The organism is Photobacterium kasasachensis, from assembly GCF_050336885.1.
GTDB lineage: Bacteria > Pseudomonadota > Gammaproteobacteria > Enterobacterales > Vibrionaceae > Photobacterium > Photobacterium kasasachensis.
The window spans coordinates 15,827-30,814 of record NZ_JAKJSH010000017.1 but is presented as its reverse complement, the minus strand read 5'-3'; the positions used below and the strand labels follow the sequence as shown (position 1 = coordinate 30,814).

Annotated in this window: 16 protein-coding genes and 1 pseudogene; 9 read left to right on the top strand and 8 right to left on the bottom strand. The window is 41.1% G+C overall.

The window, feature by feature from the left end; all coding sequences use genetic code 11:
* Nucleotides 1-84: 84 nt before the first annotated feature.
* Entirely contained in the window at nucleotides 85-606 is a 522-nt protein-coding gene (locus L4D19_RS21700; protein WP_428454211.1) for a winged helix-turn-helix domain-containing protein, read from the bottom strand.
* A gap of 333 nt (nucleotides 607-939) precedes the next feature.
* Nucleotides 940-2,361 (bottom strand): exodeoxyribonuclease I, encoded by a 1,422-nt coding sequence (gene sbcB / locus L4D19_RS21695; protein WP_428454210.1) that lies wholly within the window; start codon nucleotides 2,359-2,361, stop codon nucleotides 940-942.
* 202 nt (nucleotides 2,362-2,563) lie between these two features.
* Between sbcB and L4D19_RS21690 the strand changes: the two genes are divergently transcribed.
* The 5 genes from L4D19_RS21690 to L4D19_RS21670 all read left to right on the top strand — a co-directional run bounded on the left by L4D19_RS21690 (nucleotide 2,564) and on the right by L4D19_RS21670 (nucleotide 6,729).
* The gene (locus L4D19_RS21690) at nucleotides 2,564-3,106 is read left to right on the top strand and encodes an Arm DNA-binding domain-containing protein (protein WP_428454209.1); all 543 of its coding nucleotides are present in this window, start codon (nucleotides 2,564-2,566) and stop codon (nucleotides 3,104-3,106) included.
* A 314-nt stretch (nucleotides 3,107-3,420) separates the two neighbouring features.
* The gene (locus tag L4D19_RS21685) at nucleotides 3,421-4,011 is read left to right on the top strand and encodes a tyrosine-type recombinase/integrase (RefSeq protein WP_428454208.1); all 591 of its coding nucleotides are present in this window, start codon (nucleotides 3,421-3,423) and stop codon (nucleotides 4,009-4,011) included.
* Between the two features lie 193 nt (nucleotides 4,012-4,204).
* Nucleotides 4,205-5,200 (top strand): hypothetical protein, encoded by a 996-nt coding sequence (locus tag L4D19_RS21680; protein ID WP_428454207.1) that lies wholly within the window; start codon nucleotides 4,205-4,207, stop codon nucleotides 5,198-5,200.
* A gap of 195 nt (nucleotides 5,201-5,395) precedes the next feature.
* Nucleotides 5,396-5,758: a hypothetical protein gene (locus L4D19_RS21675; RefSeq protein WP_428454206.1), complete on the top strand. Its 363-nt coding sequence runs from the start codon at nucleotides 5,396-5,398 to the stop codon at nucleotides 5,756-5,758.
* 146 nt (nucleotides 5,759-5,904) lie between these two features.
* Nucleotides 5,905-6,729, top strand: a complete 825-nt coding sequence (locus tag L4D19_RS21670) for a hypothetical protein (RefSeq protein WP_428454205.1) — start codon at nucleotides 5,905-5,907, stop codon at nucleotides 6,727-6,729.
* Nucleotides 6,730-7,115: 386 nt separating this feature from the next.
* Here the strand turns inward: L4D19_RS21670 and L4D19_RS21665 are convergent.
* Nucleotides 7,116-8,129, bottom strand: a pseudogene (locus L4D19_RS21665) (IS110 family RNA-guided transposase).
* A 178-nt stretch (nucleotides 8,130-8,307) separates the two neighbouring features.
* Between L4D19_RS21665 and L4D19_RS21660 the strand changes: the two are divergent.
* The 3 genes from L4D19_RS21660 (at nucleotide 8,308) to L4D19_RS21650 (ending at nucleotide 10,933) form a co-directional block, all read left to right on the top strand.
* On the top strand, nucleotides 8,308-8,751 hold the full coding sequence (locus L4D19_RS21660) for a hypothetical protein (protein ID WP_428454204.1): 444 nt from the start codon (nucleotides 8,308-8,310) through the stop codon (nucleotides 8,749-8,751).
* A gap of 367 nt (nucleotides 8,752-9,118) precedes the next feature.
* Complete coding sequence (locus L4D19_RS21655; RefSeq protein ID WP_428454203.1) at nucleotides 9,119-9,967, top strand: sce7726 family protein; 849 nt, start codon at nucleotides 9,119-9,121, stop codon at nucleotides 9,965-9,967.
* Nucleotides 9,968-9,979: 12 nt separating this feature from the next.
* Nucleotides 9,980-10,933: a sce7725 family protein gene (locus L4D19_RS21650; protein ID WP_428454202.1), complete on the top strand. Its 954-nt coding sequence runs from the start codon at nucleotides 9,980-9,982 to the stop codon at nucleotides 10,931-10,933.
* Between the two features lie 47 nt (nucleotides 10,934-10,980).
* Here L4D19_RS21650 and L4D19_RS21645 read toward each other — a convergent pair whose 3' ends face one another.
* Both L4D19_RS21645 and L4D19_RS21640 read right to left on the bottom strand, forming a co-directional pair.
* Entirely contained in the window at nucleotides 10,981-11,310 is a 330-nt protein-coding gene (locus L4D19_RS21645) for a helix-turn-helix transcriptional regulator (protein WP_428454201.1), read from the bottom strand.
* A gap of 33 nt (nucleotides 11,311-11,343) precedes the next feature.
* Nucleotides 11,344-11,520 (bottom strand): hypothetical protein, encoded by a 177-nt coding sequence (locus L4D19_RS21640; protein WP_428454200.1) that lies wholly within the window; start codon nucleotides 11,518-11,520, stop codon nucleotides 11,344-11,346.
* A 204-nt stretch (nucleotides 11,521-11,724) separates the two neighbouring features.
* Between L4D19_RS21640 and L4D19_RS21635 the strand changes: the two genes are divergently transcribed.
* Nucleotides 11,725-12,315, top strand: coding sequence for a hypothetical protein (locus L4D19_RS21635; RefSeq protein ID WP_428454199.1), 591 nt, complete (start codon nucleotides 11,725-11,727; stop codon nucleotides 12,313-12,315).
* A gap of 65 nt (nucleotides 12,316-12,380) precedes the next feature.
* On the opposite strand, the gene L4D19_RS21630 is transcribed toward L4D19_RS21635, so the two are convergent.
* The 3 genes from L4D19_RS21630 to L4D19_RS21620 all read right to left on the bottom strand — a co-directional run bounded on the left by L4D19_RS21630 (nucleotide 12,381) and on the right by L4D19_RS21620 (nucleotide 14,857).
* Nucleotides 12,381-13,460: a hypothetical protein gene (locus L4D19_RS21630; RefSeq protein WP_428454198.1), complete on the bottom strand. Its 1,080-nt coding sequence runs from the start codon at nucleotides 13,458-13,460 to the stop codon at nucleotides 12,381-12,383.
* A gap of 287 nt (nucleotides 13,461-13,747) precedes the next feature.
* Nucleotides 13,748-14,356 carry a hypothetical protein gene (locus L4D19_RS21625; RefSeq protein ID WP_428454197.1) on the bottom strand — a complete coding sequence of 203 codons (609 nt, stop codon included), beginning with the start codon at nucleotides 14,354-14,356 and terminating at the stop codon, nucleotides 13,748-13,750.
* A 156-nt stretch (nucleotides 14,357-14,512) separates the two neighbouring features.
* Nucleotides 14,513-14,857, bottom strand: coding sequence for a hypothetical protein (locus L4D19_RS21620; protein ID WP_428454196.1), 345 nt, complete (start codon nucleotides 14,855-14,857; stop codon nucleotides 14,513-14,515).
* Nucleotides 14,858-14,988: the final 131 nt, after the last annotated feature.

Here is a 14,988-nt window from a genome sequence, read left to right as displayed (position 1 = left end):
TGATTCCTAACGAAGAGACTCATTCATCATACAAAACAAATGTGATCTAAGCCACAAAAAATTTGAACGCAAAAATACCGGTTGCTAGAAGTTTGAAACAACCACAATCGCAACCCCGGCAGCAGCTAGTAACAGCACTGAAATCTTATGCAATAGGCTGTATTTAACAATGTGCTCGGTGGCTGACTCTAGCTTTGGTTCCTGGTTACTTTCGGCAGGAAGTCTCGGTTGTTTATCAAAGGTATGGACAAGACGGCATGTTTTGTCTGGGAGGGGAACGCGAAAGCCAAAGTGAGGAATAACTTCAATCGGAATGGACATCTCGCCATTGTATTCGAGCTTTTTTGTCAGCGAGATCAATAGAGTATTTAGATCATAGTGGCTGTTGCTTTCGTGGCTGTAGGGATCGACCTGAGTGAATGTCTTATCAAACAGCGACTGGGCACTGATCACCTCACCGGCGAAATAGCACAGGGTTTCCAACAGGCGAGACTCATGGACCGTGAGCACGGTTTCGGTGTTGTCTTGCCATACCAACAGACGCAGATCGGGCTCAAAATCCACACTTTCAAAGCGATAGCAACGCGTTAATGCTTTAGTCGTCATATCAACCACTTAAATACCAATGAATACTAAATTCGATACTTGCGACGTAATCTCCATTGCAGCGCAGGTGCGCTTAATGGCGATTTCGTCTGATCAAAAAAACTTGGACTCAGACTGCAAGGCTGAATGAGTAAAATCTGACTTTCGTTCAGATACCTTCGTTATAAGTGTTGATGGCAATCGCACTAAGTTCAAATCTCGAAAATGGGATAATGTCTTAATAAAAAGCCCTCCGGCTTTGCAAGCCGGAGGGCTTAGATAAAATAACAAGGTATTACGGTGAGTTAGCCAGCTAAACAGCAAAGTGTAACGGCTTACATAATCACTGCATTGTTATACGAGGCTGTCTACATATTCATACACYGCTTTGAGTATCGCCATTTTGGCTTCATCCGCCTGGTGAGTCATGGCAGTTGCCTCGAGGTTTTCCATATAGGCAGGCAGATTGGATTCAAAGTAATCCTGACAATGGTGCTTCCATTGCTGCTGTTCTTTGTAGTCCAGCGTCATCGGGAAGTTTCTGGCACGGTAACGGAACAGCAATGGCTTGATGCGTTTGTCGTCGACATTCAGCTCGAGATTCGCCAGCTCTTCCGGTGCTGTTTCACGGATAATGTCGATCGTTGAGCGATCAGCATTAGAGAAGAAACCATCGTACAGCATGGCATCGACATTGGTGTTGGCTTCATATTCACGTTCAACGCTGTAGATAGCCAGCAGTTTCTCACGAATTTCAGGGTGAGACTTTAATAGCTGCAAGTTCTCCAGACACTTCTGGCGGTCGATTCCGATCCGATCTGCATCCTCGGCCTTGAGCGTTTTGGCAGGCGCCAGAACCGGACACTTGTTTAGATGCACCAGCTTAAGCGGAACTGGCAACTCATCAGGGCCAAGGTCAATGCGCTTCGTGTACAGCCTTTCACGCAACGTATCGGCATCAAGCTCGATCAACGGGGTAGGATCCATTGCTAGGTTAACCGTGATCACAGCATTCTTGTTATCCGGATGCCAGGCCATTGGCACAATCCAGCTGGTATTGCCGCACTCGACACCAAACATACCGGAGACATGCACCAGCGGCGTCATTTCAACAATATCAACCAGCTCCTGCAGCTTGCGCTTGTGACGCAGGCTGAATAGGTAGTTAAATAGCTTAGGCTGGTTTTGCTTTAAGATCTTCGCCAGCTCAATTGTCGCGTAGACATCAGCCATCGCATCGTGGGCATTGGCGTGTTCGATACCGTTGGCAACGGATAAGTGTTCAAGCTTAAAGCTTGGCAGGCCATCTTCGTTATCCGGCCAGTTGATCCCTTCCGGTCTTAATGCATAGCAAGTACGCATGATGTCGAGCAGATCCCAGCGCGAGTTACCGCTTTTCCACGCCCATGCGTACGGGTCGTAGAAGTTACGGTAAAGGGTATAACGGGTAACCTCGTCATCGAAGCGAACGTTGTTATAACCAATCACACAGGTATTCGGCTTCGAAAGCTCGGCGTGAATACGGGCAATAAACTCCGGCTCCGATAAACCCTTCTCATGCGCTTCCTGAGGCGTGATCCCAGTAATCAGGCACGCTTCAGGCGTTGGCAGATAGTCCACCGGCGGTTTGCAGTAAATAACCAGCGGCTCACCGATAATGTTGAGATCCATATCGGTACGCACACCCGCAAACTGACACGGACGATCAGTCGAAGGGGTAGCGCCAAAAGTTTCATAATCTAGCCAAAACAAAGTTGGCTCATTTGTATTGTTCATAGTGTTTTCCAGAAACCATTGCATTCGTATTAAGTGCTTGTTCTAACAATGGCTTTTCAATGCTATACTGTTCATACATACAGTAGTTAATTCTTGCACAGTTAGGTTTGGGATTTGCATTTGCGTCCAAATCTGCGTCCAAAATTTTGCGCCGTGCGTCCAAAACTAGTGTCCATTCAGGGAACGAAAACAAGGTGTTAGTATGAGCATACTCGATCGACAACTTAAACTGATTTCCAAGCAAGAAACCTATGATGGTCCATCAGAATTAAACGATGGTGAAGGCCTCATAGCTCGCATCACATCTTCTGCGGTTATCACCTTTCAGTATCGCTGCCGATTCAACGGTACAAACCTTAGAGTCAAGATTGGTAAGTATCCCGCAACTAGCCTGAAAGAGGCAAGGCGGAAACATAAAATCATGATGGAATTGAGGGAATCAGGCCGAAATCCCGAGATTGCGAATGGGGTTGGTGGTAGTGGTGAACAAGATTTCGTCACTTTAGACGACTGCGTGAACTACTGGCTGAAACACTTTGTCCCCACCTTGAAGAAGGGGATACAAGCACTTTACCGATCCTTTGCCAATAACTACTTCCTTGGCACCTTCCCCGACAGAAACGTCGAAACCATACCCGCCCGAGAATGGATGCAATGGCTAGAGGCTATACCCAAACTACTCCTAGGTGCTAGTTTCAGCGAGAATTACTTGGCTTATAGGCTAGGCACCGATTTGAAAATCTAGTGTTTCTAAATTAATAATCGGTAACAACGCATAGAAGCCAAGTAAACTCGCCCTATGGGAGTGAGCCAGCGCACCTATTTCTGTGTCAAATAACATTGAAAGGGAGCGCCATTCCTAACGTTATTTTCCTTGAACTGAGCACGCTGGACTCACTCTGAATTCTGCACCTAGGAGTAGCTTGGGTATATAGCGCTGAAAAGCCCAAAACTGCCAATTCCATCTTCACCACGCTCCGCGCCTGCCTCAACTTCTGCAAAAGCAAATTCATTATTGAAAGAACCGACCTGGACCGAATCAAAAAACAGAATGTCGGTATGCGGCCAGAAAACGGAAGCCGTGTTCCTACCTGGTCTGAACTTGCCCAAATCTGGTTAGCCATAGAACGCAGCAGGGCTAGTACTGCCAATAAAACCCTTCACCAACTCACCATGCTATGGGGCAACCGGCTATCAGAGCTGCGCCTTGCCCGCCGTTCCCACTTCGACATGAAAGCGGGCATTTGGACCGTGCCCAAAGAGCTCAGCAAAACCAACAAGCCCATTCGAAGGCCGATCCCCACCAAAGTTAGATCTATTTTAGAACGCGTTATGGCGACATATGACGACGTGTTGTTCCCAGGGCAAGACGTCAACACTCCAATTAGCATTGCTGCTGCAAACCGCTATATACGCCGCATACGCGAGAGCCTGCCACTAGAGCATTGGCGAACGCACGATTTCAGGCGTTCATTGTCTACAGGCGCCTCTGAGCTGGGTGTAATGCCACACGTAGTAGAGAAAATGCTAGGCCACGAGCTGGGCGGCGTACTGGCCGTTTACAACAAGCATGATTGGTTAGAGGACCAGCTTAAGGCTTATGAGTTATATGCCGACAAACTGTCAGATTTTCTGGGCACTAATGACTGACAACCTGTTTACACCTTAGTTTTCATATGGTTTCATACTTAAATATTCGGTTGGGGAATATGTGTGGCAGTAGTCAGCGGGTGGTGAGATTTGCGAACGCTGAATGTTAATCTTCTGCGGTTATCTTGGACCTAAGGAAGATATATGAACAGAGTTCGTAGAATATAATATTAGGCATTTGAAGAGGATCGTTATGAGTTTACAAGAGTTATTTAGCGTATCTGCTGTAATAGTCAGTTCTGTCGGAAGTGCAGGTGCAATTATATTTGGTTTGTCATCTTGGTTAGGAAAGGTGTGGGCAAATAGATTAATGGAGACTGAAAAGTTCAAGCATCAGCAAGAACTAGTTACCATTACTGAAGATATTAAAAATAAAAACAATGTGGAGTTAGAAAAACTAAAAGCTAAAATTGAAGCAAATTCTCATGTGGAAAAGCTAAATAAAACACATGAACATGAACAACGAAAAAAAATCAAAGAAGTTATATCGAAAAACAAAATTAATATTATTGATTCCGCTGAAGCATTAAATCATAGAATGTGGAACTTCAACGAGAACTATTCGGAAGGATGGCATGTTAAAAATAACAAAGAAATTGATTCTCAATATTATCTATACTCTTTTTCATATAGGCTACTAGTATTCTTCTCTTGGTGTAATAAAGTAGAAAAGGAAATGATCTATTTAGATTCAACAATAGCAGAAGAGAAAGACCTTGATTTTGTAAAGTTTCTCAAACTATTTTCACAATTAATGTGTGACGCATCGTTGTTTAGAGGCTTTGAATACGACTATAGTCGTGACACGGATCATTTCTTTAAGAACGATTTTCAATCATTTGTTAGTCAAATTTCCTTAGAAAATGGTGTAATTTCTTTTGATGAGTTTAAAAATAAGGTAGAAAACAGAGAAATTAATGTTGATAAGATGGTGAACTTTTTATCTGGAATAAACCCAAATGAACAGCGGCTCAGGTGGTTTCGCTTAGAGTGTTTGCACTTAGTCTTGTTGATGTTTATTAACACGTTTGGCTATGATTTTCAGTATACAGACACAAAAAAAATCAATGGGTTAATTACTAAGAATAAGAAAAAACCAAAATTTTCTAATTTGAAGACCATGATAAGTGACTTTAAATTGCAAAATAATTCAGAGGTAGAGCAGATTTCATCAAGACTAAATTCCTAACAAGGCAATCAAGGTGATGCGTTACACTCGGCGGTTTTGGTATAAAACTCGGTGCGCTTTGCTGGTTCGGTGGGGTATACCTTATTGCAGGCGTTAGATGCTCAAGCAAAAAGTATATTTATCACCAGATGTAATTGAGAATACATAGCCAATGTTTATTGAAATTAAAATCCAAGAAAATAGAGAGGAATCAAAATGTGTGCAGAAATATTCACTGCAAATACTCAATACGATGATCACTTAGGTACAGCTGCCGCAGATGATGCTGACAACGATAGCCTCATCGAATGGTTAAGAGAGGAAGGGCATGCTGAAGATTACGAGCACCTAACTGGCGTCGAAATGTACGTAAGCGATTCTGCGTTGGGGGACGATAATCCGGTTTGGGTTGGAGTTTTGTTAGAAGATGAAAATGACGACTCAATAAGAAAGATTAGAGTTAACATGTCATTCGAGGGCTTCTTCTCTTCTTTTAAAAGGTTCAATGTCAAGATATCTCGCAGTGGTGATTTGACTGGTGAAGAAGTGTTAGTTGATAGCACCACTGAGTTAGACTGACGCATCTAACAAATTGCTCAAGCAGGACAGCTAACCTATGGCATTTTTGGTTCGGTTGAGTTTAGTGATTACGGTGGCTTTTCTTAAGTGTAGTGGTGTTAGCTGCTACTTAGCAAGTCGCTATGTCCATGAAAGGAGTTATTAAAATGGGTAGTACTAAAGAATATTGGTTTGACCATATTGAAGCGCAAAAGAATTACCGATTAGCTAACCTCTTAGGGATTACTTCGGATGAATTAGATCAGATTGTTTATGAGATCGACGGGGACTACAGCAACGATGGTTTACTTTATGGTTACATTGTTCAATTCGGCGATGATAACGATCCTTCAATTATGAAGAAAATAAATGGTTTAACGTCAGGTTCATACGTAAGTCTATCTCCATGGGAGTTGGATAATCCCGAGGAAGATGAACTTGAATGGGAGGTCATTCATTCAGAACAACTAGAAATGTTTAATAAGCAGTTGGTAGAGCTACCAGAGATACTTAAAATAGAAATTACTGACAGTGCGGAATTTAGCCTGTTAGTAATGCTACACGCTCATATTGTTTCTGCGTTAGAGCATTTCCTCGCAACTACATTTATTTATCGCGTTACAAATTCTGATAAATTAACAAGAAAATTGATCGAAACTGATCCGAAATTTGGGAGTCGAAAGTTTACAGTTAATGAAATTTACGCTCAGCATAGTAATATTAAATTAACAGTTGCCACATATTTAAAAAATATTATCTTTCATGATATGCGAAAGGTTAAACCAATGTATGTAGAAGTACTTTCTTATGATTTTGGTGATGTATCTTGGTTATTTAAAGCTGTTGTAGTTAGGCACGATTGTGTTCATAGAGCGGGATATGATAAGCAAGGTTCTCCAGTGTTAATATCTAGAGAAAGTCTTAATGAATTAATCAATAATTGCCGAGATTTGGCGGAAAAAATCGATATTCATGTTCAAGATCTCGAATAATAAAGACATAACAAACTGTTTAATAGTGATTCGCAACACGTGGCATTTTCAGTTCAAGGTTGGGTTTCGCGTTTACGGTGCAATGTTTAGGTTAGGTGGTAGCGTTGCTCACACCTTAATGCGGCTACATGGACTCCCCAGGTTGTCAACAACAGCGTCAGGTAATATAAGGTTTGGGACTGCCGCTCTACATTCGGTCTGTTTACTGGCTTTTGATGCCATGACCCTGATGACACTACGCGGTTGCGGTTCCTCATTCGTTAGAAGGCATTTTTATTGCCCGCCGCATTATCAGGTTTTCCCGCAAAAGGTCTGAACCTTACATCATCATTGGCTATTGCAATGACCCGGTGAAGCTATTTATTCCTTAAGAAAACAGTTTGTCTTTATATTGGTTGGTACTCGGTGTCGTTGTTCAGTAGCGACCAGATTATCCGCGCATTCTTGGCTGCCAGTGCCACAATAGCCCGTTTGAAGCCTCGCCGTTCGACCAAGCTTTTACACCATAAACTCAAGCGGTCAGTCTTGTTACCGATGGCTGAGATAACAGCCCTGGCACCATGAACCAATAATGTCCTGAGGTACTTATCGCCTTTTTTGGTTATTCGGCCGAGCCGAGGCTTCCCTCCGGTTGAATATTGTGACGGCACTAATCCGAGCCAAGCAGCAAAGTCGCGCCCTTTGTCGAACTGCTCACCTTTACCGATACTTGCTATGACGGCGGTGGCGGTAATAGGGCCAATGCCAGCAACTTTCATGATTTTCTTTGCATTATGACTGCGAGATACCAGCATATCAAAGCAGCGTTCTTGGTCAGCGATTCGGTGATTGATATTGAGTAAGTGCTCGTAACTATCGGAGAGGATAGCTCTTGCTAAGTCGGGCAGTTGGTTTTCAGCATCTTCAAGTGCTTCGGGAATGGCTTTTTGTATAGCATGACGACCCTTTGGGGCGATAATACCAAACTCGGCCAGCATTGCTCGTATTTGGTTAAGTAAGGCTGTTCGCTCATGAACCCAGTTATCACGGGCTCGATGTAGCAGCAAAATAGCTTGCTGGTCAGGTGATTTGATTTTAACGAAGCGCGTTGAAGGGCGGGTGACAGCCACGCAGATAGCGACGGCATCGTTGAGGTCATTTTTGGCCCCCGTCCTGAAAGGCGCCACATATTTTGACGCCATTATCCTAACGGTATGCCCAAGTTTAGTGAGCTCTCGAGCTCAATAGTGAGAGGCTCCACAGGCTTCCATCCCGACAATGGCTGGCGGGATATTGGCAAAGGTCGAAAGGACTTTAGACCGAGTTATTGTTTTGTGGATCAATAGCTTGCCTTGATGATCCTCGCCGTGGATACTGAAAGAATGTTTGGCTAAATCAATGCCATAAATTGATTGTGACATGGTGGCCTCCAGTGATAAGACTCAGACTTACCAAGTGTGGCAAAGTCTGATGAGGGGGAGTCCATGTCATTCGTTATTTGTTTCTGATCTAACAATTTGTATGAGCTTTTGTTGTGAGATTGAAATGCAAGTTGACCTGTTGTTATTGTCTTTGTAAATGGCTACTAGGAATTGAATTGTGGACGGAAGAGTACTGAAATTAAAGACAGTTGAGTCGTGTGAGAAGTTTAAATCTAATGCTCTAAGGCTTGGCGAAAGTGAATTGGCAAAACAAGCAACATTGAGAGCAGTGGCGATCCGGGCTGAACAATACGGTTGTGAGACGGAAGCTGAAAGATTAGCTATCGAAGCGGTTTATGCTTACGAGGAAGTTCTTTCAAATCGTAATGGGAAAAAAACTAGAGCCTCGAGAACTTGGCAGATGATTGAGCGTCGTGGTGTAATAGATGCAGTTGAGAGAGCGGTAAACCGTGAAGATGTTACTCAAGGGTACAAATCTTTAGCTGAAATGGGTTTAGAAGAATTTGCTTTCGAAGCAGTAATTTTGAAATTCCCTGAGTTATTTTCACAAGAAGTGGTCAAAAAGTCTAAAGAACGCTTGTCAAATTGGAAGCGTACATAACAGAGCATTTAAGAGTGTTTCCCAACGCTTAGCATTCTTAGTTCAAGGTTGGGGTTCGTGCTTAGGTAGTAATGGCTTAGGATAGGTGGTGGCGTTGTTCACACCTTAACGCGCCTTTTCACTGATCTTAATGAGGCTTGTCATGAACAGCGATTTCAGGCGATGCCTAACTTTTGGTGTACTCAGTTGTGGTTTACAGTAGATTGTCGTTCAGGACGGTCAAAAAGTGGTTGAACGCTATTTGACTAAAGATAGAATGAGCAAAAACCCTTAACATAAGTCTATGAAAAAGCAGAAACTAGATGCTATGATCTAATCACTATGTCTTTTTTTAGGTTAAAACAGCAATGCTCATTCGGAATGCGTCATGAACATCTCTGAAAGGATACTTGTTTCGAGGTTGTTTTCGCGAAAGTCGATGTTAATGTTGGCTCAAGAAGACGGTCATAAAAAAATTAGAGATGAAATTCTCGCTCCTCTTGGTGAAGAGGTCGAGACGCTGAGGAATGCATTTGATTCTATATATTCGAATTTGCTTAGTGAATACCGAAATGAGTATGTATACAAAAATGCAATAGCTGAGAAAATTGTGAAGGGGCGGCATCGCTTAGCCAACGTATCATACTTTACAGAATTTAGAGTACGTAAAGTTATTGCTGATTGTGTTGTTGTTAATGGTTCTTCTACAGCATACGAGATAAAAACAGAATATGATTCGTTTTCTCGATTAATTAACCAAATAAACACTTATAAACAGGTGTTTGAAGTGGTTAATGTTGTAATACCTGAAAGTAAATTGGATAAGCTATTACCAATTCTACCAAATGATATTGGTATCGTTATTTTGACCGAGCGTTATACCTTTAGTGATGTTCAAAATTCAGCTATACATACTAATTCTTTAGATCACGACTTAGTTTTTGACTGTTTAAATAAATCTGAAGTATTCGATATAATATTAAGAAACTTTGAAGAGCTCCCTGATGCAAAGCCCGCTTTTGTTAGGGAAGCATGTAAAGAGATGTTTAGTTATCTTTCTAAAGATCAAGCCTGTCGAGAGTTTAAATTAGCGCTAAAGCAACGAGCGGCTATCGAGAAAAATAAAAAAACTCTGGTTGGTTTTCCTAACTCATTGTTATCTTTGTTATGTGTGTCCAATTTTTCAGATAAGAGCTATGGCATCATGTTGCATAACCTAGACCAAAAATTGACCTAAAGAGGTGTGGTTATGTACTTTCCTTTACTTCGAGGGAAACAGAATGAACTTTTAGCTTTAAGAGAATGTAAGGAACAGTTGGCGAAGTCCGGGAAAGTTATCCCAATTATTGAGCCTGTAACTAAAGGCCATTCTAATTTAATAAAATGCTTGAATGAACTCGGTAAAGAAAAAGTTGATCATATAGTAATTTACAATTCAAATAACGGTGACGTTGGAAAAGACCAGGACTTGTGTGATGAGATAATTTGTGAAGTTAGAGAAAACACAGAAACGAATCATTTCGCATTAGTTATATCAAGTACTACTCATCAAGAAGAAATCAAAAATTTTATAAAAAACATCGGAAATTGCCGATTTTCTTTCATTCATGAGTCCTCATTTTCCACCCCTGAGTTTCTAATAGAAACATCAAAAAGTTCAAACTTTCAGTACCATATCTTTACGGATTCAAAGGTCAGTAGGCTTTATAAGAAGAAGTTCTCTAGTTTTAAAATAGTAAATATTAATTGCTGCTTTAGAGCAGTTAGCAAGAATGCAGATTTTGCAGAACCAAATCTAGAACTATTTAGTGATGCTCATTTGACATATATAGATGATGGGTATTATGGCTTTGGTGACTTTACTGTTTTACCTGAAAAATTCAAATCAAACGGATTTCAACCATATACAGCTGCGTTGCACTTAACGTATGAGGTTAGGAATACATATGAAGTCTGGGTTCGTCATTTCTTGTCAGAGATTTATGATTATCCAACTTCAGATCAGGCGAAATTGATTCATGAAGCTTTACCTGAGTTAGTAACTTTTATAAATAAGTTCAGTGACTACTTTGAATTTTCAAGTGCTGTCAAAGAGCTATTGAAGATTCACGATGAAGGTAAGTCTACAAATTTGGGGTACATTAAAAAATTATCAATAAAGCATCACCTAGAGCTTATGATGAAAGTACTAAGCAGCCAGTGAAAATAATGCTGGCATGCTAAAAGCGGCCCCTCGGCCGCTTTTAATCCTCACCGCCCACAGCCACCAATACCTTCTTTCCATTCTTCAACTGCAGAACGTAACCACCGTAGCGGCATAAGTGTAACCGGATCTGGGAAGCCGCGGTTTTGGCGCCATTTGTAGATGGTGGCTTTGCTGGAGATTTGGAACATCTCCAACACTTCTTTATGGCTGATCAATTGCGGTGATGACTGTTCATCTAAGGTTGTAACTGGTTGAGATTGCTCGGGTGAATGTTCCTGATTCTTTTCAGAATTCAACTGTGACGGTGTCACGTTAATGTCTGATTTAACACTATAAGAGACATCAACAGTAGGGTAGTTAGTGTAATTGTACATTTTGCTGCTCCTCATCGGCTTCGAACCAGGCATCTACGCCGTCAGTTTCAATTTCACCAGTGGCGCAGCAGTTGAGGCACTTTGCTTTATCGCCGTCATATAGCCATTCGTCATTGCCAAGTTCGCTATTTTTCTCGAGAAAGCCACTTCGATTTTGTTACTGTCGCAAACTGTGCAGTTTAGCCACGTTATTCTTAGTTTCTTACTCATCACGATTTCCTTAATTCGGGTTGTTACTGGTCTAAAGCGAATAACCGACATAAAAAGCAGCACAGCCGATGGCGTAAATGATTACTGGTAAATATTCCATCATGAATCCTCCGTTGAATTTGGTAGTAGCTGCGGATCGAAAATCCTTACCTGATTTGTTGTGTGCCAGCATGGTAACAACGCTCGAAGAGACGGCATAAGAAGATGAAAATTGAAAAGTTGCTAGGTAAATTCGGAATGAAGGGGATCACCTACGGCCCCCGAACTGGCGGAAAAGCATTGCTCAGCCTCGACGAGCAGCTGGCAGTAGTAGGCATTACATGGAAGGAGTCACCGGTTGGCTTCCACATCCTATTTGTAGAATGCCTATCCGACAGGGATTCAGCCAAAGAGCTATACCAACTAACCTGGTTAGAAGCCGCCAAGGCCATGCAAAAATGGCGCGGCGTCTACCCACCCAAAGCTATCGAAGCTCTGTGCCTAACCGCCATGGCAGAAGCCACCCAACAACTCGGCCAACTCTGCCCCGAGTGCAACGGGGCGGGGAAGCTAGCCAACAAGCACCGCGTCACCCGCAAGTGCCCATGCTGCAAAGAAGGCCGCATAGAGTGGACAACAGAAACCCGCTTCGCGCTCTTCTGTCAGAAACTACCGATCACCTATTCACGATTCAAAAGGTACTCAACAGTATTAGAAAAGCTGGTTGAATGGCTGGTAGGGCAGAGAACTGCTGCTATGTTGGCGCTACAGGGTAGGGTGGAGAGGGAAGAGGCTGAGGTGTTGGAGGTGGCATAGGGGGAGTGTGAGGTAAGAGAAAGGCGACGGGAGTCGCCTTTATTGCTGATAGGTAGATAATAGAATTAGATTCTAAATCTGTTTCTTAGGCCTAAACCTATAAGAAATATAAAAGTTAAGCTAAGAATGCTTTGCAGCCCTATAATAGAATATATCCAATACCCGTATTCACCGTTTCCCCCAAAGAGTATTTCAAGTCCAGTGTTACGAGCTCCACGTGAAATAGGTATAAATGAAAAGCTGTTACTGGCTGAAAAAATAAGAGCATCCCAAAATGATGATGACTTTATTTTTGGTAGGTGACTATATATTAAGGAAAAAAGAAATATGTTAGCTATTAAGGCAATAAATGGTCGAGAGATATTAGAGCCATAATCACAAATGGCTGAAAATGACTTATCTAATAGAGATGGGAAGAAACCAATTTCATGCCATCTTTTCGCTTTCATTTCTTGCGCATGGAAATACAGAGCTTTTTCATGGTTCTTGTTTGAGTCTGATATTTCTTTCAACCTTCTAAATCGGGTTGCATCAACTGGGTCTATTGCTTTTCGACATATACCATTAGTTCGATTCAGTTTACATTTGAGGTTTGCAACAGATACTTGATTGGTGATTTTTATGTTAGTGAGATCGATAACAAAGTTAAAGTTCCCTGAAATATCTAATGACTTCTCAAAGTTTGAGTATTTAAAAGATAACTGTTCTAATGACTCGGTATTTGATAATCCTGAAAATGAGACTCTGTTTTTAAAATCTGTTTTCTCAAAGTTGTAAGAACCGACTCCAACTGTAACATTCGTAAAATCAAATGAACCATCAACAGTAGATTTTTGAAAGCTAAAATTTCCGTTTCCTAGAAAAGTTCGATCAAAGTCTACTGAACAATTTGTAAAGGTTGTTCTTTCGAAGTCAATTTTACCATTACAGAATATGGACCTCGCAAACACCATACGCCCATCTGAGAGTATTGCATTATTGAATGAGATATCACCATTACCGAATTTGCAGTCTTGAAAAAAGACACTTCCTTTTCCAAAATCAGTGTGTTCAAAGTCTATATCGCCATTATTAAACTCTGATTTATTGAAGAATACGTTGCCTGTGCCAAAAGATGGTTCACTAAAAGATAGGTTGCCAGGCAATAGTTTTACATTTCTAAAATGAAAACCTCCATCTCCAAAGTTGGTCTCACAAAAATCGACATCACCACCAAAATTAGCTCGAAAAAAATTTATAGTTCCATGACCAAAAGAAGAAAAGTTGAATGAGGTGTAACCTTTTCCAAAATTAGCTTTTTTGAAGTTTACATTACCTTTATTTAATTTTAGATCTTCAAAAGAAACATCTCCATCACCAAACTCTGTTTGTTCAAAATTAAGGTGGCAATGGTTTAATGTACAGTGCTCGAAGAGGAAATTACCTTCGGAGATTAATACTTTATCAAAGTTAAAATTTCCACAATCAAAATTTGAATAATTAAAGGTAATACTTGAATTATCGAAATTAGATGATGTGAAAAAATTTTCCCTTTGCCAAAATTAGATTCAATAAATATTATATTTCCATTTTCAAGATTGAAGTTGTTAAACTCAATTAAGCCATCGCTAAAGTCAGTATTTTCAAAGTCTAAATCGCCATTAAGTAATTTTCTATTTTTGAAGCTAATGTCTCCATCTCCGAACTGGGCTTCATAAAATGAAATATTACCTTCACCAAAATCAATGTCACTAAATAAAGTTAAGCCATCGCCAAAATTTGCATTTACGAAGTTTATTTGGTAACTGCCAAATTTCGCTAGGCGAAAGGTAGTAGTTCCTGAAGGGAAGTTAAACCCTTCAAAAGAAATACAATTACCCATGGAGTTTAGAACGTATTTCGTAAAATCAACCTCAAAAAAACTAACTTCAGCTTCAGGGTTTGCTTCTACCCAGTCATTCCACTCATCCTGGCCTTTTAGCCATAAGTTAATTGCCTCTTCCCCTTGTAAAATTGTGAGCTTTCCTTTGGGCTTAGATAGTGAATAATCGACGTCCGTCATTTAGAAACAAGCCTATATTATTTTTATCTGTGATTTCCATATTTTGCCTTACTAAGGTGTTCAATATGTTTATCTAAATCAAAAATTATTGAATTGATTAATCGATGAATAAAAATTTTATATAGTGAGCTTATATAAGATGTGTTGGATTAGTCGTTAATTAAGTTGGTTCTTGATCAAAGCCCTAGCTACGCCAACCAAAGTCATCGCTTCTGTGACAGCACAACGACGATTATCAGTTTGAACGAACCAACGCCTATGATGCCAGTGCAAAACGGCTAAAAACGTCTCACCTTGGAATTCAACCAAGCCAACACATCCGTTATGCGGATTCCTTCCAATTTCAATAGTTAGCGCATCACCTTTATGGATACTTCTGAGCTGGAGCTCACTCTCAACAAGCATGGCGTGAATGGCTGACTTCTTCGGCCTTAGGTAGTCATCTATTGTTTCCGCCATCGGAGCTTCAACATGAGCGTGAGTTGGTGGTGGGAATGCCATAGGTGTACCTGATAGTGATACTGTTTAAACATACAGTATATCGGTTTTGGTGGATTTTGGATGGGTGGAATAGGAAGGCGACGAAAAGTCGCCTTTAGTGTTAGGCTCGTTTGATGGAAAATAATTCTGGC